This window comes from Brevundimonas sp. KH_058, assembly GCF_057838505.1.
Window position 1 is genome coordinate 2,052,751 of record NZ_CM174469.1, and the last position, 23,269, is coordinate 2,076,019.

28 protein-coding genes are annotated in these 23,269 nt (G+C 66.4%); 3 read left to right on the top strand and 25 right to left on the bottom strand.

Annotation, left to right across the window (positions count from 1 at the left end; translation table 11 throughout):
• Positions 1-39: 39 nt before the first annotated feature.
• The 4 genes from AC3ISA_RS09875 to AC3ISA_RS09890 are packed head-to-tail and all read right to left on the bottom strand — an operon-like array spanning position 40 to position 2,740.
• A complete protein-coding gene (locus AC3ISA_RS09875; RefSeq protein ID WP_489177751.1) occupies positions 40-1,086 on the bottom strand; it encodes a quinone-dependent dihydroorotate dehydrogenase in 1,047 nt (348 codons plus the stop codon).
• Positions 1,083-1,427, bottom strand: a complete 345-nt coding sequence (locus tag AC3ISA_RS09880; protein ID WP_489177752.1) for a DUF952 domain-containing protein — start codon at positions 1,425-1,427, stop codon at positions 1,083-1,085. Before AC3ISA_RS09880 ends, AC3ISA_RS09875 begins: the two co-directional genes overlap by 4 nt.
• Entirely contained in the window at positions 1,424-1,948 is a 525-nt protein-coding gene (locus tag AC3ISA_RS09885) for a SixA phosphatase family protein (protein WP_489177753.1), read from the bottom strand. The genes AC3ISA_RS09880 and AC3ISA_RS09885 overlap by 4 nt, the downstream gene beginning before the upstream one ends.
• Before the next feature lie 48 nt (positions 1,949-1,996).
• Complete coding sequence (locus tag AC3ISA_RS09890; protein WP_372692584.1) at positions 1,997-2,740, bottom strand: methyltransferase domain-containing protein; 744 nt, start codon at positions 2,738-2,740, stop codon at positions 1,997-1,999.
• Positions 2,741-2,786: 46 nt separating this feature from the next.
• Between AC3ISA_RS09890 and gloB the strand changes: the two genes are divergently transcribed.
• Positions 2,787-3,509 (top strand): hydroxyacylglutathione hydrolase, encoded by a 723-nt coding sequence (gene gloB / locus AC3ISA_RS09895; RefSeq protein WP_489177754.1) that lies wholly within the window; start codon positions 2,787-2,789, stop codon positions 3,507-3,509.
• Between the two features lie 265 nt (positions 3,510-3,774).
• On the opposite strand, the gene AC3ISA_RS09900 is transcribed toward gloB, so the two are convergent.
• From AC3ISA_RS09900 to AC3ISA_RS09930, 7 genes are all read right to left on the bottom strand, one after another.
• Positions 3,775-4,479: a DUF4908 domain-containing protein gene (locus AC3ISA_RS09900; RefSeq protein WP_489180091.1), complete on the bottom strand. Its 705-nt coding sequence runs from the start codon at positions 4,477-4,479 to the stop codon at positions 3,775-3,777.
• Positions 4,480-4,578: 99 nt separating this feature from the next.
• Entirely contained in the window at positions 4,579-5,304 is a 726-nt protein-coding gene (phbB, locus tag AC3ISA_RS09905) for an acetoacetyl-CoA reductase (protein ID WP_489177755.1), read from the bottom strand.
• Between the two features lie 130 nt (positions 5,305-5,434).
• Positions 5,435-6,496, bottom strand: a complete 1,062-nt coding sequence (locus AC3ISA_RS09910; protein ID WP_489177756.1) for an NAD(P)-dependent alcohol dehydrogenase — start codon at positions 6,494-6,496, stop codon at positions 5,435-5,437.
• Positions 6,497-6,572: 76 nt separating this feature from the next.
• Entirely contained in the window at positions 6,573-7,322 is a 750-nt protein-coding gene (locus AC3ISA_RS09915) for a DUF72 domain-containing protein (protein WP_489177757.1), read from the bottom strand.
• Positions 7,319-7,639 (bottom strand): type II toxin-antitoxin system RelE/ParE family toxin, encoded by a 321-nt coding sequence (locus tag AC3ISA_RS09920; protein WP_372692577.1) that lies wholly within the window; start codon positions 7,637-7,639, stop codon positions 7,319-7,321. The genes AC3ISA_RS09915 and AC3ISA_RS09920 overlap by 4 nt, the downstream gene beginning before the upstream one ends.
• Positions 7,636-7,890 carry a type II toxin-antitoxin system ParD family antitoxin gene (locus AC3ISA_RS09925; RefSeq protein WP_372692576.1) on the bottom strand — a complete coding sequence of 85 codons (255 nt, stop codon included), beginning with the start codon at positions 7,888-7,890 and terminating at the stop codon, positions 7,636-7,638. Before AC3ISA_RS09925 ends, AC3ISA_RS09920 begins: the two co-directional genes overlap by 4 nt.
• 55 nt (positions 7,891-7,945) lie before the next feature.
• Positions 7,946-9,517, bottom strand: coding sequence for an ATP-binding protein (locus AC3ISA_RS09930; RefSeq protein WP_489177758.1), 1,572 nt, complete (start codon positions 9,515-9,517; stop codon positions 7,946-7,948).
• A 111-nt stretch (positions 9,518-9,628) separates the two neighbouring features.
• Between AC3ISA_RS09930 and AC3ISA_RS09935 the strand changes: the two genes are divergently transcribed.
• A complete protein-coding gene (locus tag AC3ISA_RS09935; protein WP_489177759.1) occupies positions 9,629-10,366 on the top strand; it encodes a hypothetical protein in 738 nt (245 codons plus the stop codon).
• On the opposite strand, the gene AC3ISA_RS09940 is transcribed toward AC3ISA_RS09935, so the two are convergent.
• The 14 genes from AC3ISA_RS09940 to AC3ISA_RS10005 all read right to left on the bottom strand — a co-directional run bounded on the left by AC3ISA_RS09940 (position 10,363) and on the right by AC3ISA_RS10005 (position 21,539).
• A complete protein-coding gene (locus tag AC3ISA_RS09940; protein WP_372692571.1) occupies positions 10,363-11,724 on the bottom strand; it encodes a glutamate--cysteine ligase in 1,362 nt (453 codons plus the stop codon). The genes AC3ISA_RS09935 and AC3ISA_RS09940 overlap by 4 nt on opposite strands.
• Positions 11,725-11,858: 134 nt before the next feature.
• Positions 11,859-12,695, bottom strand: a complete 837-nt coding sequence (locus AC3ISA_RS09945; RefSeq protein WP_372692569.1) for a 16S rRNA (uracil(1498)-N(3))-methyltransferase — start codon at positions 12,693-12,695, stop codon at positions 11,859-11,861.
• On the bottom strand, positions 12,692-12,952 hold the full coding sequence (locus AC3ISA_RS09950; RefSeq protein ID WP_372692568.1) for a Txe/YoeB family addiction module toxin: 261 nt from the start codon (positions 12,950-12,952) through the stop codon (positions 12,692-12,694). The genes AC3ISA_RS09945 and AC3ISA_RS09950 overlap by 4 nt, the downstream gene beginning before the upstream one ends.
• A complete protein-coding gene (locus AC3ISA_RS09955) occupies positions 12,949-13,203 on the bottom strand; it encodes a type II toxin-antitoxin system Phd/YefM family antitoxin (protein ID WP_489177760.1) in 255 nt (84 codons plus the stop codon). Before AC3ISA_RS09955 ends, AC3ISA_RS09950 begins: the two co-directional genes overlap by 4 nt.
• A 53-nt stretch (positions 13,204-13,256) precedes the next feature.
• Entirely contained in the window at positions 13,257-14,420 is a 1,164-nt protein-coding gene (locus tag AC3ISA_RS09960) for an acyl-CoA dehydrogenase family protein (RefSeq protein WP_489177761.1), read from the bottom strand.
• 183 nt (positions 14,421-14,603) lie between these two features.
• Positions 14,604-16,388 carry an acyl-CoA dehydrogenase C-terminal domain-containing protein gene (locus tag AC3ISA_RS09965; protein WP_489177762.1) on the bottom strand — a complete coding sequence of 595 codons (1,785 nt, stop codon included), beginning with the start codon at positions 16,386-16,388 and terminating at the stop codon, positions 14,604-14,606.
• A gap of 3 nt (positions 16,389-16,391) precedes the next feature.
• A complete protein-coding gene (locus tag AC3ISA_RS09970) occupies positions 16,392-16,874 on the bottom strand; it encodes a MerR family transcriptional regulator (RefSeq protein ID WP_135193530.1) in 483 nt (160 codons plus the stop codon).
• Positions 16,875-17,054: 180 nt separating this feature from the next.
• Positions 17,055-17,474, bottom strand: a complete 420-nt coding sequence (locus AC3ISA_RS09975; RefSeq protein WP_489177763.1) for a DoxX family protein — start codon at positions 17,472-17,474, stop codon at positions 17,055-17,057.
• A gap of 198 nt (positions 17,475-17,672) precedes the next feature.
• Entirely contained in the window at positions 17,673-18,629 is a 957-nt protein-coding gene (locus tag AC3ISA_RS09980; protein ID WP_489177764.1) for a TraB/GumN family protein, read from the bottom strand.
• Between the two features lie 57 nt (positions 18,630-18,686).
• Positions 18,687-18,884, bottom strand: a complete 198-nt coding sequence (locus tag AC3ISA_RS09985) for a helix-turn-helix transcriptional regulator (RefSeq protein ID WP_489177765.1) — start codon at positions 18,882-18,884, stop codon at positions 18,687-18,689.
• Positions 18,881-19,102 carry a hypothetical protein gene (locus AC3ISA_RS09990; protein ID WP_489177766.1) on the bottom strand — a complete coding sequence of 74 codons (222 nt, stop codon included), beginning with the start codon at positions 19,100-19,102 and terminating at the stop codon, positions 18,881-18,883. Before AC3ISA_RS09990 ends, AC3ISA_RS09985 begins: the two co-directional genes overlap by 4 nt.
• Positions 19,103-19,199: 97 nt before the next feature.
• Positions 19,200-19,418 (bottom strand): helix-turn-helix domain-containing protein, encoded by a 219-nt coding sequence (locus AC3ISA_RS09995; protein ID WP_489177767.1) that lies wholly within the window; start codon positions 19,416-19,418, stop codon positions 19,200-19,202.
• Between the two features lie 12 nt (positions 19,419-19,430).
• Complete coding sequence (locus tag AC3ISA_RS10000; RefSeq protein WP_372692557.1) at positions 19,431-19,958, bottom strand: DUF2975 domain-containing protein; 528 nt, start codon at positions 19,956-19,958, stop codon at positions 19,431-19,433.
• A gap of 123 nt (positions 19,959-20,081) precedes the next feature.
• Positions 20,082-21,539 (bottom strand): protein adenylyltransferase SelO, encoded by a 1,458-nt coding sequence (locus tag AC3ISA_RS10005; protein WP_489177768.1) that lies wholly within the window; start codon positions 21,537-21,539, stop codon positions 20,082-20,084.
• A gap of 374 nt (positions 21,540-21,913) precedes the next feature.
• On the opposite strand from AC3ISA_RS10005, the gene nhaA reads away from it, so the two are divergent.
• Positions 21,914-23,158 carry a Na+/H+ antiporter NhaA gene (nhaA, locus tag AC3ISA_RS10010; RefSeq protein WP_489177769.1) on the top strand — a complete coding sequence of 415 codons (1,245 nt, stop codon included), beginning with the start codon at positions 21,914-21,916 and terminating at the stop codon, positions 23,156-23,158.
• Positions 23,159-23,269: the final 111 nt, after the last annotated feature.

Below are 23,269 nucleotides of genomic sequence, written 5' to 3' on the forward strand. Positions count from 1 at the left end.
CGCATCGGCGAGAGTATGCCGGTCGAGCCTAACGCTCCGTCAACGGCCGGAAGCGACCGCTTCGGTTGCTGTGGAAAAACCGTCGGCGTGAAGACGGGCGGCCAGGTCGCGCTTGATACGGGTGACCAGGCCCGGCCCCTCGTAGATCAGGGCGGAATAGATCTGGACCGCCGTGGCGCCCAGGCGGATGCGGGCATAGGCCTCGGCGCCGCTGTCGATGCCGCCGACCGCGATCAGGGGCAGGCGGCCGCCCGCCGCCTCGGCCGCCGCGCGCAGGGCCTTCTCCGCAAAGGGACGGATAGGGGCGCCGGACAGTCCGCCGGTCTCGTGCGCGTCGGGCGACCGCAGGGTCTCAGGGCGTTCCAGCGTGGTGTTGGACACGATCAGGCCGTCGATCCGGTGCGCCAGCGAGGCCTCGACGATCATGCCGATCTCGTCGGCGATCAGGTCTGGCGCGATCTTAAGGAAGACCGGCACGCGGTCGGGGCCGGCCGTCGGGCGAGCGGCGTCGATGCGGCCCAACAGGTCGTCCAACTGCTCGCGGCCCTGCAGCGCGCGCAGGCCCGGCGTATTGGGCGAGGAGATGTTGACGGTGAAATAGGAGGCGCGGCCGGCCAGTCGCTGCAGGCCGGCGACATAGTCCGCCGCCTTGTCCTCGGTATCCTTGTTGGCCCCCAGATTGGCGCCGATGACCACGCCCGACGGACGGCGATCCAACCGGGCGGCGAAGGCGTCCAGCCCGGCGTTGTTGAACCCCATCCGGTTGATGATGGCCCGGTCTTCGGTCAGGCGGAACAGGCGGGGCTTGGGATTGCCGGCCTGGGCGCGCGGGGTGACCGAGCCGCATTCGACGAAGCCGAAGCCCAGGCGCGACAGGCCGCGCAGGGCCTCGCCGTTCTTGTCCAGCCCCGCCGCCAGACCGACCGGATTGGGCAGGTCCAGACCCGCCAGCTGTGTTCGCAGGATTGGATCGTCGGCAGGCGGCGCGGGCAGGAGGGCGAGGGCCAGCCCCCTTATCGCCAGCTGGTGCGCCTGTTCCGGGTCCAGCCGTCGCAGCAGGGCGGCGCCCAAATCCGTCAGGCTCATCGCGCGTCCTCGAACGTCATCTCGCCGTCGGCCGTGACGGAGAAGGCGCGCGAGGCCGTGACGGCGGCGACGGGCAGGGGCGCATAAAGGTGGGGGAACAGGTCCCCGCCACGCGACGGCTCCCAGATCAGGTCGTCGCCGAACCGGCTCAGATCGACCGTCAGCAACAGCAGGTCGCCGCGACCGGCGAAGTGACGCCGTGCGGTCTCGGCCAGTTGCGCCTCGGTGGACATGTGGATGTAGCCGTCAGCGAGATCGACAGGCGCGCCGTCATACCGGCCCTCGGCGACGGCGGCGCGCCATTCGGCGGCGTCGACGATCTTGTAGGCTATGTCGCTCATGCTGACGGCGCGCCCAGCGACCGCGGCGTCAGGAAACCTTCGTAGGTGCAGCGGCCCGCCACATCGACGGTGAACAGGGCGGCTGCGCCGGTGGGAAAGCCCCCCGACAGCTTGTCCACCACAGCCGGCGAGGCGGCGCTCTCGATCAGATATTCGGCGGCCAGCACATGGACGCCCGGATTGTGGGCCAGGATCAGCAGGCAGCCGGCCTCGTCCTCGCTGTTTTCGACGAAGCGGCGGATCACGTCCGAGCCGGCGTTGTACAGGGCGGCCTCGTCGCGCACTTCGACGTCGCCGAAGGCGTCGTGCATCTGGTCCCAGGTCTGGCGGGTGCGCACGGCGCTGGAGACCAGAGCCAGGTCGGGCTTCAGCCCCCGTTCGGCCAGGGTGCGCGCCATCAGCAGGGCCTCGGCGCGGCCGGCGGCGGACAGGGGGCGGGCCTCGTCGCCGCCGCCGGACGGGGCGGAGGTTTCGGCCTGGGCGTGCCGCATCAGGATCAGTCGGTGCATGATCTTCGCCATAAGGCGGTTTCGCCTCGCCGACCAGATGGGGCGAGGGTCAACTCCGCGTCAGGTGTGCGGCTTTCGTCGCGACGAAAGCGAGGCGGCTGGCTGGGGCGTCAAGGCCGGGGCGGCGACACGCTGAGCATGGCCGCTGGGCCGGATGCGGGCATAGTTCTGGCGCGAGGCCTCCAGCAGGATAAGGCCGGCGGCGCCGGGAAACACATGGCGGCCCACCTGTTCGAACCCGTCCGCCAAGGCCAGCATCGGCGCCCAGGGCGGCGCATACAGCGTCTGGGACCAGGCCATGGGCTCCAGCCCCACGTCGCGCACCAGCCCTTCCAGCTGGCGTCGGGTGAAGGGCCGACCGTGGCCAAAGGGGGTGTTGTCGGCCCGCGCCCACAGGCCGCCGCGCGCCGCCGCCGCCAGGATGATCCGCCCGGTCGGCGCCAGCGCCCGCACCGCCTCCAGCAGCAGGGCGGCGGGATCGTCCGCCTCCTCCAGCGCATGGACCAGCAGGATGCGGTCGAAAGATCCGGCGGGGAAGGGCAGGCGGCGGTCGTCCACCAGCAGGGTGCGGTTGCGCCCGACCGAGGGCCAGTGCTCGACCCCCTGGCCGCCCGGCATGGCCGCGACCACGCGTCGGGCGCCGACGAAGGCGTCCAGCCACGGCGTCGCATAGCCGATGCCCAGCACGTCGCAATCGGCCGCCTCGCCCCAGGCGTCGTCCAGCCGTCGCGCCACCAGACGCCGCGCCAGGGCGCCGGTCGGTTCGCCGTAGAAGGTTCGAAGCTCGTCGATGCTGCGCCGCATGGGCGCACTATAGGCCTGTCGGCGGCCCTGCTGCTAGGATGGGCGCATGACCCTGGATGTGCATCTGTTTCCCTGCCGCAGCGACAACTACGGCTTCCTGATCCGCGACGCCGCGACGAGCGTAGTGGCGGCGGTCGATACGCCCGATGCGGCGCGGATTCTGGAAGAGTTGGAAGGCTTGGGCTGGGGACGGCTGGACCTGATCCTGAACACCCATTGGCACCCGGATCATACCGAGGGCAATGAACGGTTGAAGGCCGAGATGGGCTGCGAGATCGTCGGGCCGGAGGAGGTGCGCAAGGTCGCGCCGCTGGACCGGGTGGTCGCCGACGGCGACGTGGTGATGGTGGGCGATACGCGGTTCGAGGTCACCCTGACGCCCGGCCACACCCTGGGCCATGTGGTGTTTCATGCGCCGGCGGATGCCCTGGCATTCACCGGCGACACCCTGTTCGCCCTGGGCTGCGGCCGTCTGTTCGAAGGTACGCCCGAGCAGATGTTCGACAGTCTGCAACGGCTGAAGGCCTGGCCCGATCAGACCGTGATCTGGTGCGCGCACGAATATACGGCGTCCAACGCCCGCTTCACCCTGAGCCTGGACGATAGGCCCGAAACCCTGTCGCATGCCGAGGCGATATTCGCCGCGCGGGACCGGGGCGAACCGACCGTGCCGACGACGATAGGGGTGGAGAAGCGGTTCAACCCGTTCATGACCGCGACGGATGCGGCTCAGTTCGCCGCGCGCCGGGCGGGCAAGGACGTTTTTTAGAGGCGCTGGCGAAGGCGTTCATCACAACGGTCACGACGAGGTCACAACGATCACGACGGCGCCGAACGCGCGTCTGCTGCCCGACCTCATGGCCAGGCCGTCGCTGACACTGCGGCTACGCCGCGCCGCAGGCCATCAAGATTTTCCGAACCGGCAAGGCTCCGTCGTGTTCGTCGTGACCTCGTCGTGATCGCTGTGATGAACCCCTTCTTGAATCGCGCCAATGGTTTTCATCGGCCCGCCTCCGCCGAACCCAAAGTAGAATTCAGCGATTCAGCGCCTCGCCGCCCACGACCCGCACGATCCGGGCGGAAGACGGGCGACCGGCGATGCCGGCGTCGGCGTCGATGACGATCCGCAAGGTGCCCTGGACCAGGGTGACCGACGGACGGCCCTGATCGGACACCACGACGCGGCGGACCCGCTCGACCTGAGACCGCAGGTTGGACGACCGCGCCATGCGCACGATGGCGTCGCTGGCGGCCGAGACAGTGTCGGCGGCGACCTGTTCCGAGCCGGGCTGGATGTCCACGTCGATGACGATCAGCCGCCCCATCGCATGGCTGGCACGATAGCTCTGGCGCATGAAATAGTCGACCAGCTGGGCGCCGGTCATGGCCGCATTGGCCAGGCCTTGCGCATCCCCGACGCGCGAGGCGGGCGAGCCCTGGGGCGCGGTGGTCGTATAGAGGGTCACGGCCCCATTGGGTGTGACCCGCAGCACCTGATCGCCGTTGTCGTTGCGATAGATGATGTCGCCGCGCGGCGCGGGCGTGGCGCGCAGGACCCAGACCTCGGTCGACCGTTCGAACCGCATCAGGGCGCGCGACCCCGAGGTGTCCAGGATGAAGCCCTGGCCGTTGCTGCTGACATAACGGGCCGTGGGCGGGACCGAACGGCCCGACTGGGCGTGGGAAACGGCAGGCGCGGTCAGGCTGACGCCGATGACTGCGATGGCGGCGACCGCCATCGCAGTCACGCGTGGCGATTTTTTCGCCGTGACCGATCCCAACAACTTCATGAGAGACTTGATGAAAGCGCCGCGCGGCGGATTTTGGGCGAAGGCCCCTCAACCCACCAGGTACTGACCGCCGTTCAACGAGAGTGTGCAGCCTGTGACATATCCGGCACGCTCGCCCACCAGCCAGGATACCATGTCGGCGATCTCCTCGCCCTTGCCCAGGCGGCCGACGGGGATGTGGCTGATGATGCCTTCCAGAACCTTGGGGTCCATGGCGCCGACCATTTCAGTGTCGATATAGCCGGGCGCGATACAGTTCACGGTGACACCCTTGCGCGCATTCTCCAGCGCCAGCGCCTTGGTGAAGCCGATCATGCCGGCCTTGGCGGCGGAATAGTTGGTCTGGCCGATCTGACCCTTCTGGCCGTTGATCGAGGAGATGTTGACGATGCGGCCGTGGCCCCGGTCACGCATGCCGTTGATGACCTGGCGCGTCATGTTGAACACGCTGTCCATGTTGACGCGGATCACGTCGGACCACTGGTCGTGGCTCATCTTGTGGAAGAAGCCGTCGCGGGTGATGCCGGCGTTGTTGACCAGGATGTCGATGGGGCCCAGTTCGGCCTCGACCTCGGCCACCGCGCGGGCGCAGTCGTCGAAGCTGCCGACGTTGCCCTTGACCACCATGACGCCCAGCGCCTTGGCCGTGGCCTGGGCCGCCTCGTCATTGCCGGAATAGCCGGCGGCGACCTTGAAGCCGTCCTCAGAGAGGCGTTGAACGATCGCCCTGCCGATGCCCCGGGTCCCGCCCGTCACGAAAGCTACGCGCGTCATATCGTCTCCTGTCCCTATCCAGGCCCTTGGAAGGCCTTGTCGGGGTTCAGGATTAACGAGGGAGCGAAACCGCGCAAGGCGTGAATCTGACGCGACGGAAGTTTCATGCTTCCGTCGCGTTTTTCAGGGATCAGGCCGCCAGCTTTTCCATGTCGATCACGAAGCGATAGCGCACGTCGGATTTCAGCATCCGCTCATAGGCGTCGTTGATCTGGTCCGGGGCGATGGTCTCGATGTCGCAGGCGATGCCGTGCTTGGCGCAGAAGTCCAGCATCTCCTGCGTCTCCTTGATGCCGCCGATCAGCGAACCGGCGATGCGGCGACGACGCCACAGCAGCGGCAGGGCGAAGACCGGCAGGCCCTCGGTCGTCAGGCCCAGCATGATCATGGTGCCGTCACGCGCCAGAAGCTGGACGTGGCTGGCGATCTCGTGCGTGGCCGAGACGGTGTTGATGATCAGGTCGAACTTTTCGGCCGCCGCCTTCATCGCGTCCTTGTCGGAGTTGATCAGGAAGTGTTTGGCGCCCATCCGCTCGGCGTCCGCCTTCTTGCGGTCCGAGGTGGACAGGACGGTGACCTCCGCCCCCATGGCCGCCGCCAGCTTGACCGCCATATGGCCCAGGCCGCCCAGGCCGATGACCGCCACCTTGGAACCCGGTCCGACGCCCCATTCCTTCAGCGGCGAATAGGTGGTGATGCCGGCGCACAGCAAAGGCGCGGCGACATCCAGCGCCAGGCTGTCGGGGATGGACAGGACGAAATGCTGATCGACCGTGATGTGGTCGGAATAACCGCCCTGGGTGATGGTCTCGCCGGTCCCGCCCTTCTTGTCCTTGCCGCCATAGGTGCCGGTGAAGCCGGGGACGCAGTACTGCTCGACGCCTTCCTGGCACGAGGCGCATTCGCGACAGCTGTCGACCATGCAGCCCACGCCGACGCGGTCGCCTTCCTTGAAACGGGTGACGTTGGCGCCCACCGCCTTCACCAGACCGGCGATCTCGTGACCCGGCACCAGCGGATAGGACTGGCCGCCCATTTCCCCGCGCGCAGCGTGCAGGTCGGAATGGCAGACGCCGCAGTATTTGACGTCGATCAGCACGTCGTCCGGGCCGGGATCGCGACGGTCGAAACTATAGGGCGTCAGCGGCTTGTCGGCGGCGGTCGCGGCGAAGGCGCGTGTGGCGATCGGCATGGGAAAGTCCTTCAGGCTTTGCAGTGAGCCAGCCTCAGATGAGGCGGCGGGCGCAGGTCCGCAAGCATGCGGACGGCTATTTCAGCTTGCCGATCAGCGCCTGAGCCGCCGCCGGGTTCCGCACCTTCGCGCCCGAGATGAAATAGGCGAACACCTCGCCGCGTTTCGCCCAGTTTTTGGCCTGATCCGCCACCGCATCCAGCTCGACCGCCGTCATGCCGGTCGGCTCGTCCTCGCGGCTGGACATCAGCCGGGCGTAGGTAAAGTCAGCGGTCGCCTCGTCGATCTGGGGCCAGGTCGGCTCCTCGTCATCGACGGCATAGACGATTGCCGCGCCGTATTTGCGGGCCAGGTCGTAGAACTGTTCGACAGCGAAGGTGGGGTTCCTGACCTCCAGCGCATGACGCAGGCGGACCCCGTCTTTTTCCTTGGGCAACAGCTTCAGAAAGCCTTCGAAGTCCTCGGCGTCGAACTTCTTCGTCCCCATGAACTGCCAGTTGATGGGCCCCAGCTTGTCGCCCAATTCGGTCAGGCCCTGGGACAGGAATTTGTCGAAGCTCTCGCCCCCTTCGGACAGGATCTTGCGATTGGTGCAGTAGCGGCTGGCCTTGACCGAGAACACGAAATCCGCCGGCGTCTCGTCGCGCCACTTGCGCCAGCTATCGGGCTTGAAGGTCGAATAATAGGTGCCGTTGATCTCGATCGAGGTCAGTTTCGACGCCGCATATTCCAGCTCGCGTTTCTGAATCAGGCCCTCGGGATAGAAGACCCCGCGCCACGGCTCAAACGTCCAGCCGCCGACGCCGACATGGATGGAGTGGGTCATGGTTCGCTCCGTTCGTCGTTGGATCCGTGAGGATCGCCCTGCCAATCTTCGTGTCCATGCCTAACGCGCTGTATGAGAATCCCGTCCGGTTCCTGATCATAGATTATGACATGGGCCTTGAAGGCGAACGCCCGCACGGGCGGATCATATTCCAGACGCAGTCGAGTCATGCCGGGCGATGCCGCCAGCCGCCGAAACAAGGCGTCGAGTTCGTCTTGATAGCGGTCGGCCTGTCGCGGACCGAACTGGTCGTGACCCTGAATATAGATGGCGACGAGATCCTCGCTCGCCTCCTTCGACAGCCTATAGCCGCTCATCCCGCCTTACGCCGCGCGGCGATGCGAGAAAGGGCTTCGGCGCGAATATCCGCCATGGTCATGTCGCTCACGCCGCTGGCCCGGCCTTCATCGATCAGCCTTTGCATGTGCGCGATCTTGTCGGCCTTGATCTGCTCGCGGCGGATCAAGTCGCGCACCACGTCGGACGTATTGGCGTAGCGGCCGGATTTCGCCTGTTCCTCGACCCAGGCCTTCATCGGATCGGGCAGGGAGATGTTCATCGTCGCCATGGTCGGCCTCCTCTCCAAGAGAGTGGGCGCTTGGCAAGGTTTGTCAACCCGTCGGTCAGGCCGCCATCACCGCCTGAATCCCGGCCAGCAGGCTGGCGGCGGTGATGGGTTTGGGGACGTGGAGGTCGGCGCCGGCGGCCTGGGCCTGGTCGCGGTGTTCGGCCATGGCGTTGGCGCTGAGCATGACGATGGGGGTGCGGGCCTGGGCGGGGCGGTCGGCCTCCATCCGGCGGATGGCGCGGGTGGCGGTCAGGCCGTCCATGCCCGGCATCTGCATGTCCATCAGCACCAGGTCGAAGGTCTCGGCCTGGAAGGCGGCGAGGGCCTGTTCGCCGTCGCCGACGGTGACGACCTGCATGGCGTGGGCCGCCAGGATCAGCTGGACCACGCGCTGATTGACGGGGTGGTCCTCGGCCAGCAGCACGCGCAGGGCGGCGAGGGGCCGTTCGGCCTCGGCCGCGCGGGCGCGCTGTCGCGCATCGTGGTCGGTCAGGGAAGCGGCGCGCGTCAGCGGGATTTCGACCATGAACCGGCTGCCCACCCCCGGCGTCGAGGCGGCGGAAATCCGTCCGCCCATCAGTTCGACCAGAGACCGGCAGATCGACAGGCCCAGGCCCGTGCCGCCGAACCGGCGGGTGATGGTCGTATCCGCCTGGCTAAACCGGTCGAACAGGCGGGCGGCATGATCGGGCGAGAAACCGACGCCGGTGTCCTCGATCCGCAGCGTCAACTGGGTCAGGCCGTCGGAATCCTCGTCAACCGCGATGGCGACGCCGACTGAGCCCTGATGCGTGAACTTGATCGCATTGGACAACAGATTGTCCAGCACCTGGCGGATACGGGTGCTGTCGCCGACGAACAGGCCGCGCGCATCGGCGTCGCGGCGGATGTCGAAGGTCAGGCCCTTGGCCTCGGCCCGCAGGCGCATGACGTCCAGCGGGGCGGCCAGGGCCTCGTCCAGGTCGAAGGGACGGGTCTCCAAATCCAGATGGCCGGCCTCGATCTTGGACACGTCCAGAATGTCGGACACCAGCCGTTCCAGCGTCACGCCCGAACTACCGATCAGGTCCACCATCTCGGCCTGTTCGGGGGTCAGATCCGTGCGCGACAAAGCGTCGACGATGCCGATGACGCCGTTCAGGGGCGTGCGGATTTCATGGCTCATATTGGCGAGAAAGTCGGACTTGGCGTGGTTGGCGGCCTCGGCGGCGGCGGTGGCCTCGCGCAGGGCCTGCTCGGCGGCGACCTTTTCCGTCACGTCGCGGGCGATGCCATAGACCCGGTTCCCCAGCCGGTGCGCGCGCCATTCCACGGTGACGTAATGGCCGGCCTTGTGGCGATAGCGGTTGATCTGGCCCAGGACGGGATCGCCGGGGCGACGGCTTTCGACCTCGACGATGCTGTGCCGGGTGACGGCCTGGTCGTCGGGATGAACGAGCCGGGGCAGGTCGCGGCCCTCGATTTCTTCGGGGTGATAGCCGAGGATGGTGAGCCATGAGGCGCTGGCCTTGACGACCCGCCCGTCCAGTTCTCGCACCACCAGCAGATCCAGCGACACGTCGAAGAAGGTGTCCAGGTCCACGTCGGCGGTGGGGAAGGCCAGGGTCGCAACGGGCAAACAGGTCATGACGCAATCCCTCAACTAAGACCCACGTTAGGCCGCATCCGTTAAGCTTGCCTTTTCAGCCCGGCAGGATGACGGGATGGCGCACTGCGCAGGGTCGGTTAGGATCGAACCATGATTTTCGCCCTCGCCCTGATCGCCGCCCTGCAATCCCCGGCAGCCGTGGATCGATTTGAACCGCTGACCCTGACCGACGACCGGGCCTGTACAGCCGATCAGAGCCTGTGCGTCGGTCTGGTATACGAGACGCGCGGCGGCGAGCCATTCTTCAGCCCTGTCGTGCGCACGCCCGACGCCCTGCCTACCCCGCCGGAAAATGCGTCGGGCGAGGTAGAGACCTATCAGCCCTGGGTCGGCCTGATGCGGCTGGCGCACGGCGGATATCTGGCCGGGGTAGAGATGGGGAGCAGCAGCATGTATTCGGGCGGCGGCGGGCAGGCGACGGAGCTGCGTCTTTATCGGCTGGACGCGAAGGGCGATGCCGGCGCCGCGCCTGTGCTGACCGTGCCGATCCGGGGTTCGTTGATAATCCGCGCCTGTTTCAGCGAAGAAGACATGGAGCAGCGGGCCGGCGCCTGTCACGACGAATACAGTTTCGACGCCGTGCTGACGGCCTCAGGCGAGGCGGGCGACATGCCCGTGTTCGATTACGTCACCACGGCGACCGCCTATCCGCGCGGCGCCTCGCGTTCCGAGGACTCGCTGGAAAAGCCGCCTTTGAAACCCGCCGACCTGGTCACCGTGCGTGATCCGAAATGCAGCTACAGCCGCCGCTTCACCTTCGACGCGGCGGCAGGCGAATACCGCCCTGACAGCAAGCTGCCGGACTGCTCAGACTATACCATGCCCTAATAGGCGAAGTCGGCGTAGATGCGTTTCACATCGCCCTGCCAGGCGCCGTGATACAGGTCCAGCAGGCGTTCGGCGGGGGTGACGCCGCTGTCGGCGATGTCTTCCAGTTCGGACAGATAGCCGCGCTCGTCCACCATGCCGCCCGAGAATTTGGCGCGGTTCTTCAGGCCTTGTTTGGCGATGTTGACCAGGTCCACGGCGATGTCGCGCACGCTGCGGCCGGCGACTTCGGCCTTGAGGCCCAGCCGGGTCACGTCGCGGCGCAGGCGTTCGTGGTCGGCGATGTCCCAGTCCTTGACCAGATCCCAGGCGGCGGCCAGCGACGGGGCGTCGTACAGGACGCCGGCCCACAGGGCGGGCAGGGCGCAGATCCGGCTCCACGGACCGCCGTCGGCGCCGCGCATCTCCAGATAGGATTTCAGCCGCACCTCGGGGAAGAGGGTGGTCAGATGGTCGTTCCAGTCCTTGATCGTGGGGAACTGGCCGGGCAAGGCGGGCAGTTTTCCGGCCTGGAAATCGCGGAACGACTGGCCCGAGGCATCGACGTAATGGCCGTCGCGCTTGGCGAAATACATCGGGGTGTTCAGGGCGTAGTCGGCGTAGCGCTCGAAGCCGAAACCCTCCTCGAACACGAAGCCCAGCATCCCCGTGCGGTCGGCGTCGGTGTCGGTCCAGACATTGGCGCGGGCCGACAGGAAGCCGTTGGGCCGCCCCTCGGTGAAGGGCGAACAGGCGAACAGGGCCGTGGCGACCGGTTGCAGCGCCAGCGAGGTGCGGAACTTGGCCACCATGTCGGCTTCGGAATCGAAGTCGAGATTGGCCTGGATGGTGCAGGTGCGCAGCATCATGTCCAGGCCCAGCGTCCCGACCTTGGGCATATAGGCGCGCATGATGTCGTAGCGGCCCTTGGGCATGACCGGCGCCTGTTCGCGCGTCCACAGCGGGTCGAAGCCGGCGCCCAGGAAGCCGACGCCGATCTGGTCGGCGACTTGCTTGACCTCCATCAGGTGTTGGCCGGTCTCGTTGCAGATGTCGTGGATGGTCAGAAGCGGCGCGCCCGACAGTTCGAACTGACCGCCCGGCTCCAGGCTGACCGAAGCGATGAAGCCCTCGGCGTTGCGACGCTCCAGCCCGATCAGGAAGCCGTTCTCCTCGACCGGCGACCAGCCGAAGCGTTGCAGACCCTCCAGCATGGCCTTGATGCCGTTCGGACCCTCGTAGGCGGGGCGCGCCAGTGTGGTCTTGTCGAAACCGAACTTCTCGTGCTCGGCGCCGATGCGCCACTGGTCCTTGGGCTTGGCCCCCTTGGACATGGCCTCAATGAGGACGGTCCGGGTCAGCGGCGTGTTGTCGGTCATGCGTCAGTCCCTTCGGGCGCATCGTAAGCGACCGTGTGTCGCGGCTAGATGGGCAAGATTACGGCAAGGCTCAAGAGGGCTTTGTTCTTTCCCAGACGCGCGCCGCGCGGCGGCTCGCTGCTTGAGGGGCGCACCTATCGTTCCCAATCACCCACGGCCGCCTGCCACAGGGTCATGGCGGCGATGGCGGCGGTGTCGGCGCGCAGGATGCGCGGACCCAGCGAGACGGCGGTAGCGAAGGGCAGGGACCGCAGCCGTTCGCCTTCTTCCGGCGAGAAACCGCCCTCGGGACCGATCAGGATGGACCAGGGCTGTCCGACAAATCCTCCCCCATCGGGGGAGGGGGACCCCGAAGGGGTGGAGGGGGCCTGATCCAGGCTCGGTGTCCGGGGCCGGCCCCCTCCACCACGCTGCGCGCGGTCCCCCTCCCCCGATGGGGGAGGAATAAGCGCCGACATCGCCGGCGCGCCGCCGGTCTCGTCGCAGAACATCAGTCGACGGCCCGTCTCCCAGCCGTCCAGCAGGGCGTCCAGCTTCATCGGATCATCGACGGCGGGCACGTCCATGCGGCCGGTCTGTTCGGCGGCCTCCTCGGCGATGGCGTCCAGCCGGTCCAGGCGAATACGGTCCGCGTTGGTGCGTTTCGTCAGCACCAGCCGCACCCGGCGCGCGCCCAGTTCGGCGGCCTTTTCGACGATAGTCTCGACCCGCGCCTTCTTCACCACGGCGACGATCAGCTCCAGATCGGGGCCGAAGGTCTGAGCGCGCACCTGTCCATCAGCGCGGAGGATGACGCCCTTCTTCAGGATTTCAGCGACGGAACAGCGCCACTCCCCATCGCGGCCGTTGAACACCAGCAGATCGTCACCGACCTTCAACCGCATGACCTGGGTCAGATAGCGCGACTGGTCCAGCGTCGGCGCGACGGGGGCGGCGGCCTTCAGGTCACCCTTCACATGCAAACGTATCATCTGGCGTAATGGTAGCGGCACTGAGCGATCAGCAGGGTGTCTTCAGTCGCGCGATAGACCAGTCGGTGTTCTTGGTCGATACGGCGCGACCACCAACCCGAGAACTCGCCTTTCAGCGGTTCGGGCTTGCCGGTCCCCGTGAAAGGAGTTCGCAGGCATTCACGGATCAGTCCATTGATCTTCCTGAGCAGTTTCCTGTCGGTGGATTGCCAATGGAGATAATCCTCCCAGCCCTCTTCCTGAAACGTCAGCTTCATTCGATCAGGTCGCGCACCTGACCGCCACCCGCGTCGAGTTCGGCGATGGACTTGCGCAAACGCTCAGCGTTCGCCGGGCTACGCAGCAAATATTCCGTCTCTTGCCAGGAGGCGAAGTCCTCCAGCGACATCAATACCGCCGCCGGCTTGCCGCCTTCGCGCGTAATGATCGTATAGTCGTGATCCGCCGTCACTCGGTCGATAGCCGAGGCGAGGTTCTTGCGGAGATCGGTGACGGACATCGCGTTCATGCCGCTAATGTACGAGATTCCGTACGTTGTCGCAAGTGGTGAGTCTCAGACTTTCACAGCGTCCGCGCGATCAGCAGCTTCATGATCTCGTTCGTGCCGCCGTAGATGCGCTGGACCCGGGCGTCCTTGTATAGCTGGGCGATGGCGTATTCGTTCATATAGCCATAGCCGCCGTGCAGTTGCAGCATCTCGTCCAGGGTCTCGCCCTGGATGTCGGTGACCCAGTATTTGGCCATGGATGCGGTGGCGGCGTCCAGCTGGCCCTTCAGGTGCAGGCCGATGCAATGGTCGACGAACACCTTGGCGACGGTCAGTTTGGTCTTGACCTCGGCCAGCTTGAACTGGGTGTTCTGGAAGTCGATCACCCGCTTGCCGAAGGCCTTGCGTTCCTTGACGTAGGCCAGCGTCGCCTCCAGCCCGCGCTCGGCGGCGGCGACGCCCTGGACGGCGATGTTCAGCCGCTCCTGCGGCAGTTGCTGCATCAGCTGGACAAAGCCCTGGCCCTCGCCGCCGCCGATGATGTTGTCGCCCGGAACCTTGACCTCGTTGAAGAACAGCTCGGAGGTGTCGTTCCCCTCCATGCCGATCTTGTGCAGGTTCCGACCGCGTTCGAAGCCTTCGGCGCTGTCCGTCTCGACCACGATCAGCGAGGTGCCCTTGGCGCCCTCGGCCGGGTCGGTCTTGGCCACCACGATGATGAAGTTGGCCAGTTGGCCGTTGGTGATGAAGGTCTTGGAGCCGTTGACGACATAGCCGTTGCCCGATTTGACCGCCGTCGTCTTGATGCCTTGCAGGTCGGAGCCGGCGCCCGGTTCGGTCATGGCGATGGCGCCGACCAGTTCGCCCGAGGCCAGGCGCGGCAGCCAGCGCGCCTTCTGCTCCTCGGTGCCGTAGTGCCAGATGTAGGGGGCGACGATGGCGTTGTGCAGCGAGATGCCGAAATGGTCCGCGCCCTTCCAGCCCAACTGGCGCATCAGCACGACCTCATGCCGATAATCGCCGCCCATGCCGCCGTCTGTCTCGGGCATGGACAGGCCCAACAGGCCGTCGGTCCCGGCCTGGGTCCACAGGTCGCGCGGCACGCTGGAGTTGGCGATCCAGGACTGGACCTTTTCCGGCGGCGCGTGCTCGTCGATCCATTTGCCGACGCTGTCGGAGAAGAGGGTGATCTCCTCTTCGCGCATGAAATCGGGGTCGGGGCTGTTGAGGATGTTCATGAGGTCACTCCAACATTCTCCCTCCCCGTCCGGGGAGGGTGGCCGCGCAGCGGCCGGGTGGGGGCGGCAAGGTGAAGCGGCCTAGATCGGAGTGCGTGTCGCCCTGCCGCCCCCACCCGGTCTCCGCTTCGCTTCGACCACCCTCCCCCGCGGGGGGAGGGAGAGCCGTTAGGGCGTCGCTCCTCAGAACGCCTCGGCCGGCATGGCCATCAGCACGTCGGCGCCCGTCTTCATCTTCTTCAGGTGGGCGTCCGCATCGGGCAGGATGCGCTCGACGAAGTAGCGGCCGGTCTGGAGCTTGGTGGCGTAGTAGGGGTCGGTCGAGCCGGCCTCGACCTGTGCTTGAGCCACCTTGGCCATCTGCGCCCACATGTAGGCCAGCGCCGTCAGGCCGAAGACGTTCAGATAGTCGGTCGAGGCGGCGCCGGCGTTGTCCGGGTTGGCCATGCCGTTCTGCATCAGCCACATGGTGCCGTCCTGCAGCTTGGCCTTGGCGTCGGCCAGACCGTCGACGAAGGGCTTGATGGCCTCATTGCCGCTGTTCTCGGCGACGAAGGCGTCGATCTCGCCGAACCAGGTCATGATGGCGCGACCGCCGGCCGCCGGCAGCTTGCGCCCGACCAGGTCCAGCGCCTGGATGCCGTTGGTCCCCTCGTAGATCATGGTGATGCGGGCATCGCGCAGATACTGCGAGGCGGGGAAGTGTTCGGTGTAGCCCGAACCGCCGTGGACCTGCATGCCCAGCGACGCGACGTGGAAGCCCTTGTCGGTCAGATAGGCCTTCAGCACGGGCGTCAGCAGGCCCATGTAATCCTTGGCCTTGGTCGCCACAGCCTCGTCTTCGGACTTCTCAAGATCGGCGTGCAGGGCGGTCCACAGGATGAAGGCCTGGCCGCCTTCGACGAAGGCGCGGGCCTCCAGCAGCATGCGGCGCACGTCGGGGTGGACCATGATGCTGTCGGCGGGGCCGTCCGGGTTCTTGGGTCCGGTCAGGCTGCGGCCTTGCAGGCGGTCCTTGGCGAACTCGACGGCGGCCTGATAGGCGGCGTTGCCGATGGCCAGACCTTGCAGGCCGGTGCCCAGGCGGGCCTCGTTCATCACCACGAACATGTTGTTCATGCCGCGGCCTTCCTGGCCGATCAGCCAGCCCTTGGCGCCGTCGTACTGCATCACGGCCGTGGCGTTGCCGTGGATGCCCATCTTGTGCTCAAGCCCGGCGCATTCCAGCGTGTTGCGCTCGCCCAGGGAGCCGTCCTCGTTGACCAGGAACTTGGGCACGACGAACAGCGACAGGCCCTTGATGCCCGGAACCGCGCCTTCGACGCGGGCCAGGACGGTGTGGATGATGTTGTCGGCGAAATCGTGCTCGCCTGCCGAGATCCAGATCTTCTGACCGGTGATCGAATACGACCCATCGCCGTTCGGCACGGCCTTGGTGCGCACCATGCCCAGATCCGTGCCGCACTGGGGCTCGGTCAGGTTCATCGTGCCCGACCATTCGCCGGTCGCCATCTTGGGCAGGTATTTCGCCTTCAGCTCATCGGACGCATTGGCGTGGATGCCGGCGTAGGCGCCGGCCGTCAGGCCCGGATACATCGAGAAGGCGGCGGAGGCGCCGGCCGTCATCTGGCCGAAGGCCGAGGCGACGACGCTGGGCATGCCCTGGCCGCCGTAGGCCGGGTCGGCGGCCAGCGCCATCCAGCCCGCTTCGGACATGGCCTTATAGGCTTCCTTCCAGCCCTTGGGGCCGGTCACCACGCCGCCCTCGGACCAGTGACAGCCTTCCTTGTCGCCCGGATTGTTGATCGGGGCGATCACTTCGTCGGCGAACTTGGCGCCCTCTTCCAGGATCTGGCCGACCAGATCCGAAGAGACGTCCTGGAAGCCCGGCTGGTTGGTGTAGCGGTCGATCTCCAGCACTTCGTTCAGGATGAAGGTGAAGTCGCGGACAGGCGCCTTGTAGGCCATGGATTACGCTCTTGCTTTGAAGGGGTGGTGATGGTCGTGGTTGAGACGCGCGCGCAGCAGCTTCTCATAGTCTTCGGCGCCCGGCAGCAGGTCGGGGCGGTGTTCGGAAAGCTTGGATTCCATCCAGTTGCAGGCCTGTTCGGCCGTCTCGATGGCGCCTTCGATGTCTTCCAGCTGCTGCTTCAGCGCCGCGATCTGGGCGCGGTGCCGCACCAGGGCCACGGCCATCTGATGGACGTTGTGATCCTTCTGATCATAGAGATCCATCATGTCCTGGATCTCCTGAAGGGTGAAGCCGATACGGCGTCCCCTCAGGATCAGTTTCAGCCGGGCGCGGTCGCGGGCGTCATAGACGCGGGTCTGGCCCTTGCGCGCAGGGGTCAGAAGGCCCTTGTCCTCATAGAAGCGAAGGGCGCGCGCCGTGGCTCCGAACTCGCGGCAGAGCTGGCGGATGGAATAGGTGCGGTGGTCGTCGGCGGTGGCCATACGCCAACATAACTTGACGTGCGCGTAAAGGGAAGCGGTTTACGCGCACGTAAGGGTAAGCTTTTCGTGTGGCGAGATTACAGGCCAAGTCGCAGGCATGAAAAAGCCCGGAACCTTGGGGGGAGGTTCCGGGCGCAAACGCCGGACTGAGAGGGGATGGGGTCCGACGTTCGATCTCTTTCAGAATTCCTTGCGACGACCCAGCAGGACCGGGATGGTGAAGGCCAGCAGGATGGCGTTGACCACGGCCAGACCCGCGTCCTGGCTCATCGCGTGGACGACCAGCATGGTCGATTCCAGCACCACCAAGCCGATCGCCGCCGTCATCAGCAGCGGGCGTCCCATGCGCCACGAGATCAGCGGGCTGAGCACGCCAATGGCCAGCACGATCTCGACCACGCCCAGACCGCGCACCATGTTCTCGGGCGCGACCGCCGGCCAGCCCATCAGATTGATGAGGTTGGTCATCGGCTCGGTCAGCTTGGCGTAGCCGGCGGCGATGAAGAACATCGCGATCCAGCCCTGCAGCGTCCAAAGGGCGATGTTGGCGTAGGCGGCGCGGCTGCGCGAGGGGGCGGTGGTGAAGGTTGAGGTGGTCATCGGGGGAGGAACCTGATTTCGTAACAGTCGCGATATCGGATTGGGGGTCGCCGTTCGCAAGAGGGGATATAGCGGCGCTTTCGATATTTGTCATCAGGCGATGACATCAGCGGATGACATCGGTTGATGACTTTGTGTTACAGGCCGGGGCATCTGGTCCGATTCCCGACGCCCCACAACCCCGATACGCGCGGCGCCCTATTGTCGGATCACCGAGATTCCTCGCGCGGCCAGCAGATCCTGCACGGTGTCGTCGCCCGCGAGGTGGCCGAGACCCACGGCGATGAAGCTGGTGCCGGATCCCGCGAGCAGGGCCTCGATCTGCTCGGCCCAGTCGGCGTTGCGGCGCGCCATGAAGATCTGGTGCGTCTCTTCGGAGATGGCGCGTCCGTTCTCGTGCGCATATTGCGCCATGGCGGCCTGATCGCTTGCGATCCAGCCGGCGACGACGCCGTCCAGATCGGCGGCGGCCCTGTCATAGGTCTTCAGATAGTGCCGCAGATAGGTCATCTGACCCGCGTCGCTCATCCGGGCCAGGCCGCCGATCTGCTGGTCGAGGGTCTCGAAGCCGTGGATGGTCTTGCCGGCCGCCAGCGCCCGGGTTCGCAGATTCATCTCGACGCCCAGCTTTGGGTCGTAACCCGCCGCCGTCAGCGGGCCGGTGGCGATCATCAGGGCGGCGAACCAGGGCCGGAACGGATCAATCTGTTGCGCGGTCAAGCCGGCGGCCGGGGCGGCCTTGGCCAGGGTCGCCAGTTCGTCTGGCGTCAGCCAGCTGGACAGGGGGCGTTCCGGCGACAGGCCATATTGCTGGATTATCGGCACAATGGCGGCCTGGTCGTCCGGGTTGACGACCTCGAACCAGACATCGGTCGCGCTGTCGAAGGCGGCGTCCACCTTGTCCGATCCCCAGGCCGTGCCGGGCTTCAGCAGATGGATCGTGCCGAACAGATAGACGGTGGAATCCGCGTCCCGGATGACCCAGAGGGGCGGGCCGTCGCCAGCGGCGCGGGCGATGGGGGCCGGGGCGACGGGCGTCTCGGCATAGGCTTCGCCGGCGAAGATGGCGGCCCAGGCGGCGAGGCCCAGCGCCATGCCGGCGCCGATGGATTGGACGCGCGAAGCCGCGCGCCCCAGAGTGATCTGGAGATTCATGGTCGTTTTCCTTGGTTTGAAGGGGTGTGGCGCGACGCGGGATGCGTCGCCGCCGGGTCAGACGGCGAAGAGGTCTTCGACCGGATGGTTCAGGGTGCGGGCCAGGCGGACCGCCAGCGTCAGGGATGGCGTGTAAAGACCGGCCTCCACCGCACGCAGGGTCAGGCGTGACACACCGATCCGCTGGCTGAGTTGGGCGACGGAAAGATGCTGCTGGCCGCGCAGGTCCCGCACGCGGTTGGTGACCCGGCTCATCGGCGCCTCCGGCGCAACCAGACGCCCGCGTAATGGATCCCGGCCAGCGCCAGGCCGATCAGCACGATGACCAGGCCCAGGGACGGCGCGCCGCCCAGCGTGCTTGGCCAGAAGGGCGTATCGACCTTGGCGGTCAGGCTGACGGCGGCCAGAGCAGCTGCGATGGATATGACGCTCTTCTGCTTGTGGGTGTATTCGGTGCGTTCGAGATGTTTCATGACAAGCTCCCCTGTCGTTGTGACAAGGGAGCTTTACGCCCTATAAAATGGTATAGTCAAGCGTCATTGACACGCGACTTTCAAACCTCGCTCGCTTTTAAGCGTCGGGATGCACCCCCGGCGTCTGGACGATCAGGTCGCCGGGCTGGCAATCCAGCTCGCGGCACAGGGCGTCCAGGGTGGAGAAGCGCACGGCGCGGGCCTTGCCGGTCTTGAGGATCGACAGATTGGCCATCGTCACCCCGACGCGGTCGGACAGTTCGGTCAGGGACATGCGGCGTTCGAGCAGCAGGCGGTCCAGTTGGATCATGATCATGGCGCGCCCCTCTCAGACCGTGGTCATCTGTTCGTCGCGCATGGCCGACCCCTGCCGGAACACCTCGGCCAGGATGAAGACCACCAGAATGCCCAGCCAGGATCCCAGGTCGAAGTCATAGTCGGACGGCGACTGGCCGATGCTCTGCGGCGCCACGAAGACCAGCAGAAGCGCGGTCAACTGGATGCCGATCAGGCCCAGGCCCACGGCCTGTAGCCGCTTGACGTTGGCGAACTCGAAGGCGTCGCCCTGATTGACCGACAGCAAGATGCGCCGCAGCCGATTGATGATCCACCAGGTGAAACCGCAGGCCATGACGGCGCCGAGCAAGGTCAGGCGGCCGGTGATTTCGAAAGCATGCCCGGGGTCGCTCTGGGCGCCTTTCAGGGCATCTATGACGCCTGCGCCGAAGCTGGGAATCACCAGTGTCAACAGGAAGACGACACCTATGCCCACCGCGCCCAGCATCACGAACACATTGAAGAAGCCCAGCAGCCACCGCAGGGCGCTGGCGGCCGACCGTTTGCCGACGAGTTTCATCTGGATAGCCCTTCCAATCGGGTCGCCCTCCGCGACCGCCTTGGTGACTATCGATATGGATTTATCGATAAACGGACAAGAAAATTATCGATAAACGAGATGAAACTTTCGTAAGGTTCGGCGTCAGGCGCTGAAGCCCCAGGCGACGCGGGCGGCCTCCAGCCGGGCCAGCTTGGCCTGGAACGGCGCCCAGTCGTCGTCGGTTGCGATGGTGGCCCAGATCGCCTCGACCTCGTCGATCAGCATTTCCTCGGGCTCGCGGGCCGCAAACATCGAATGCTCCAGCCGTTCGATCCGGTCGGGTTCGTGCTCCATCAAGGCGAAGCGGAAGGCGTCGAAGGCCTCGCCCTGATAGAGTTTCGCGCGCGGTCCCGACAGGGCGCGCGCCGACGAGGCGAAGCCGCCGAACCAGTCGAAGAAGACCGGCTCCCAGCGCAGGGCCTCGCCGCCTTCACGCAGCAGGGCCAGGGTCGCATCCACCAGCCGCTGATCCGCCGCCTCGCCCAGGCTGCGAACCCCCAGCCGCATCAGGAAGGCCGCGCGCAGTTCGCGGATATAGGCCGGGCCAAACCCGTTCAGCGCTTGCGTCAGCGGCTCGACATCGGCGACCAGTTTCAGACACCCCGCCAGTTGCGTCAGGTTCCAGAACACCGCTTCCGGCTGGCGCGCAAAGGCATAAAGGCCGGTCTGGTCGAAATAGGCGGCGGTGAAGGCCGGGTCGTATTCCGGCAGGAACCGCCAGGGGCCATAGTCGAAACTCTCGCCCGTGACGTTCAGATTGTCGGTGTTCAGCACCCCGTGCACGAACCCCGCCGCGATCCACCGCGCCGTCAGCTTCGCCGAGGCCTCGACTATGGCGGTCAGCAGGCCGGGAGGATCCCCGGCGGCGACGGTCGGATGATAAAGGGTGCGCACATGTTCGATCAATGCCTCGATCTGATCGGCCCGGCCCAGATAGGCGGCGCGCTGGAACGTCCCGAACCGCACATGGCTGTGCGACAGGCGCACCAGGACGGCGGACCGCGTCGGCGACGGTTCGTCGCCGCGTTCCAGCGCCTCGCCCGTCTCGATCAGCGAAAACGCCCGGCTGGTGGGCGCGCCCTGCGCCTCCAGCATCGTGGCGGCCAGCACCTCGCGCACCCCGCCCTTCAGCGTCAGTCGCCCATCACCGCCGCGCGACCAGGGCGTCTGTCCAGAACCTTTCGTTCCCAGGTCGAGAAGTCGACCTGGGGCGCTATCACGCGCGACGCGGTCGCTCGTTGCTTGAGCGCGCGGCGTTTCGCGCATCTGCGCCGCCAGGAACCCGCGCCCGTCGCCCAGATCGGGATTGTAGTGGCGGAACTGATGCCCGTGATAGCGCATGGCGATGGGGCCGGGCTGACCGGGCAGGGGCTCGAACCGCCCGAAGGCGGCGACCCATTCCGCCTCGCTCAACCCCTCCAGCCCGACTTCGGCGGCGGCGCGGTCGTTGCGAAACCGCAAGGTCGTCCGGGGGAAGTCGGCGGCTTGAACCGCATCGGCATAATCCGCGCCCAGATCGAAGAAGCGCGGTTCGGGGCGGTAGGCGGGAGAGATGGGCATGGGAGGCTAGGTGCGTGTCCGAAGGGGAGAGCGCAACCGCCTCTTTCTTCTTTCGTCATCCTCCGGCGCGAAGCGACCGGGGGAGCCAGCGGCGCGCGTGAGCGCGACCCTGTCGCGGAGTGGATGTCCCAGCATGGTGCGGCGGACGCATCGCCTTCGGCGCCGCTGGCTTCCCCGGTCTCGCTGCGCTCGCCGGAGAATGACGAAAGGGGGAGGGGCGGTTGGCTTGGCAGGCCGCATCCTCTATTCTGCCTTTAGCCATCAGGTCGCCCCGCGCGGCCAGGCCGGCGCGCTCCGAAAGGGCGATGAATCCGGTCCGACGCCCGTCGATAACCTGGCGTCACGACAGCTTCAGTTGTTCGATGGAGGCCGCCGTGGCGCGCAAACTGACACTCGATTTCCTCAAGACCGAGGCCGCATCCGGCTCGGCCCTGGCGCTGGCGGCCATCGCCGCCGTGGTGGTCGCCAACTCGCCTTGGGGCGGGGACTATTTCGCCTGGCTGAAGAGTTATCACGTGCTTCAGATCGGCCCGATCCGGCTGGAGGAGACGATCTCCGACTGGATCAAGGAAGGGCTGATGGCGATCTTCTTCCTCGTGGTGGGGCTGGAGATCAAATACGAGATCGTGCGTGGCGAGTTGAGCGACCCGCGCAAGCTGGCGACGCCGGTGCTGGCGGCGCTGGGCGGGATGGCGGGACCGGCGGCGGTCTATCTGCTGTTGTCCGCGACCATGGGGGCGCCGCACGCGGGCTGGCCCATTCCGCTGGCCACCGACATCGCCTTCGCCTTGGCCATCTTCGGTTTCGTGGGCAAGGGGCTGCCGTCGTCGCTGCGGGTCTTCCTGCTGACGCTGGCCATCGTAGACGACCTGGGCGCCATCGCCCTGATTGCGGTCCTGTTCAGCGAGGGGGCGAACTGGACGCCGCTGTTCTGGGCCTTGGGCGCCCTGGCCGTCGGCGCCGTCGCTGCTCACCGCATCCGCATTCCGACGCCCTTCTGGGTGCTGGGCTTTGCGGCGGTCTGGTATCTGACGGTGCTGTCGGGCCTCAGCACCTCCCTGACCGCCGTGGCCTTCGCCATGATCGTGCCGATCAAGGGCCGCGTCGAAGACGGCCAGAGCCCGCTGAAGGAGGCGATGCACGACCTGCACCCGTGGAACGCCTTCCTCGTCCTGCCGCTGTTCGCCTTCGCGAAAGCCGGCGTGTCCTTCGCCGGTCTGTCGATGGAGCAGGCGTTCGCGCCTTTGGTCCTCGCCATCGCGCTTGGCCTGTTCTTCGGCAAGCAGATCGGGGTCATGGGCGCCGCCTGGCTGGCCTCGGCGCTGAAGATCGGGGCGCGGCCGACGGGCGCCAGCTGGCTTCAGGTCTATGGAGTCTCCCTGCTGTGCGGTGTGGGGTTCACCATGAGCCTGTTCATCGGCGTCCTGGCCTTCCCCGGCGCGGTGGATTCGCCCGAGCAGGTCGAGGTCAAGCTGGGCGTCATCGGCGGCTCGATCTTGTCGGCGATCGCGGCTGCCGTCGTGCTGGGTTTCGCCGGTCGGCGCCGCCAGACCGACCCGGCCGCCCTGCACCCAGAGGTCGAGCCTCTGGGGCCGAAAAACGAGCAAAAACTGACCTAACGTCAGGCTTTTATGTCTCTTCACCGACACACAAAGGCGAATCCACGGCGAAAAATCGTCGCGGGTAACAACGCTCGCTTGTCGGGGGGCCCGAAGCGCGCTTAGCCTGTC

Bases quoted from the DNA above. Each gene is read 5' to 3' on its own strand.
- AC3ISA_RS09875 (WP_489177751.1), bottom strand. From the start codon at position 1,086: ATGAGCCTGACGGATTTGGGCGCCGCCCTGCTGCGACGGCTGGACCCG.
- AC3ISA_RS09880 (WP_489177752.1), bottom strand. From the start codon at position 1,427: ATGAGCGACATAGCCTACAAGATCGTCGACGCCGCCGAATGGCGCGCC.
- AC3ISA_RS09885 (WP_489177753.1), bottom strand. From the start codon at position 1,948: ATGGCGAAGATCATGCACCGACTGATCCTGATGCGGCACGCCCAGGCC.
- AC3ISA_RS09890 (WP_372692584.1), bottom strand. From the start codon at position 2,740: ATGCGGCGCAGCATCGACGAGCTTCGAACCTTCTACGGCGAACCGACC.
- gloB (WP_489177754.1), top strand. From the start codon at position 2,787: ATGACCCTGGATGTGCATCTGTTTCCCTGCCGCAGCGACAACTACGGC.
- AC3ISA_RS09900 (WP_489180091.1), bottom strand. From the start codon at position 4,479: ATGGCGGTCGCCGCCATCGCAGTCATCGGCGTCAGCCTGACCGCGCCT.
- phbB (WP_489177755.1), bottom strand. From the start codon at position 5,304: ATGACGCGCGTAGCTTTCGTGACGGGCGGGACCCGGGGCATCGGCAGG.
- AC3ISA_RS09910 (WP_489177756.1), bottom strand. From the start codon at position 6,496: ATGCCGATCGCCACACGCGCCTTCGCCGCGACCGCCGCCGACAAGCCG.
- AC3ISA_RS09915 (WP_489177757.1), bottom strand. From the start codon at position 7,322: ATGACCCACTCCATCCATGTCGGCGTCGGCGGCTGGACGTTTGAGCCG.
- AC3ISA_RS09920 (WP_372692577.1), bottom strand. From the start codon at position 7,639: ATGAGCGGCTATAGGCTGTCGAAGGAGGCGAGCGAGGATCTCGTCGCC.
- AC3ISA_RS09925 (WP_372692576.1), bottom strand. From the start codon at position 7,890: ATGGCGACGATGAACATCTCCCTGCCCGATCCGATGAAGGCCTGGGTC.
- AC3ISA_RS09930 (WP_489177758.1), bottom strand. From the start codon at position 9,517: ATGACCTGTTTGCCCGTTGCGACCCTGGCCTTCCCCACCGCCGACGTG.
- AC3ISA_RS09935 (WP_489177759.1), top strand. From the start codon at position 9,629: ATGATTTTCGCCCTCGCCCTGATCGCCGCCCTGCAATCCCCGGCAGCC.
- AC3ISA_RS09940 (WP_372692571.1), bottom strand. From the start codon at position 11,724: ATGACCGACAACACGCCGCTGACCCGGACCGTCCTCATTGAGGCCATG.
- AC3ISA_RS09945 (WP_372692569.1), bottom strand. From the start codon at position 12,695: ATGATACGTTTGCATGTGAAGGGTGACCTGAAGGCCGCCGCCCCCGTC.
- AC3ISA_RS09950 (WP_372692568.1), bottom strand. From the start codon at position 12,952: ATGAAGCTGACGTTTCAGGAAGAGGGCTGGGAGGATTATCTCCATTGG.
- AC3ISA_RS09955 (WP_489177760.1), bottom strand. From the start codon at position 13,203: ATGAACGCGATGTCCGTCACCGATCTCCGCAAGAACCTCGCCTCGGCT.
- AC3ISA_RS09960 (WP_489177761.1), bottom strand. From the start codon at position 14,420: ATGAACATCCTCAACAGCCCCGACCCCGATTTCATGCGCGAAGAGGAG.
- AC3ISA_RS09965 (WP_489177762.1), bottom strand. From the start codon at position 16,388: ATGGCCTACAAGGCGCCTGTCCGCGACTTCACCTTCATCCTGAACGAA.
- AC3ISA_RS09970 (WP_135193530.1), bottom strand. From the start codon at position 16,874: ATGGCCACCGCCGACGACCACCGCACCTATTCCATCCGCCAGCTCTGC.
- AC3ISA_RS09975 (WP_489177763.1), bottom strand. From the start codon at position 17,474: ATGACCACCTCAACCTTCACCACCGCCCCCTCGCGCAGCCGCGCCGCC.
- AC3ISA_RS09980 (WP_489177764.1), bottom strand. From the start codon at position 18,629: ATGAATCTCCAGATCACTCTGGGGCGCGCGGCTTCGCGCGTCCAATCC.
- AC3ISA_RS09985 (WP_489177765.1), bottom strand. From the start codon at position 18,884: ATGAGCCGGGTCACCAACCGCGTGCGGGACCTGCGCGGCCAGCAGCAT.
- AC3ISA_RS09990 (WP_489177766.1), bottom strand. From the start codon at position 19,102: ATGAAACATCTCGAACGCACCGAATACACCCACAAGCAGAAGAGCGTC.
- AC3ISA_RS09995 (WP_489177767.1), bottom strand. From the start codon at position 19,418: ATGATCATGATCCAACTGGACCGCCTGCTGCTCGAACGCCGCATGTCC.
- AC3ISA_RS10000 (WP_372692557.1), bottom strand. From the start codon at position 19,958: ATGAAACTCGTCGGCAAACGGTCGGCCGCCAGCGCCCTGCGGTGGCTG.
- AC3ISA_RS10005 (WP_489177768.1), bottom strand. From the start codon at position 21,539: ATGCCCATCTCTCCCGCCTACCGCCCCGAACCGCGCTTCTTCGATCTG.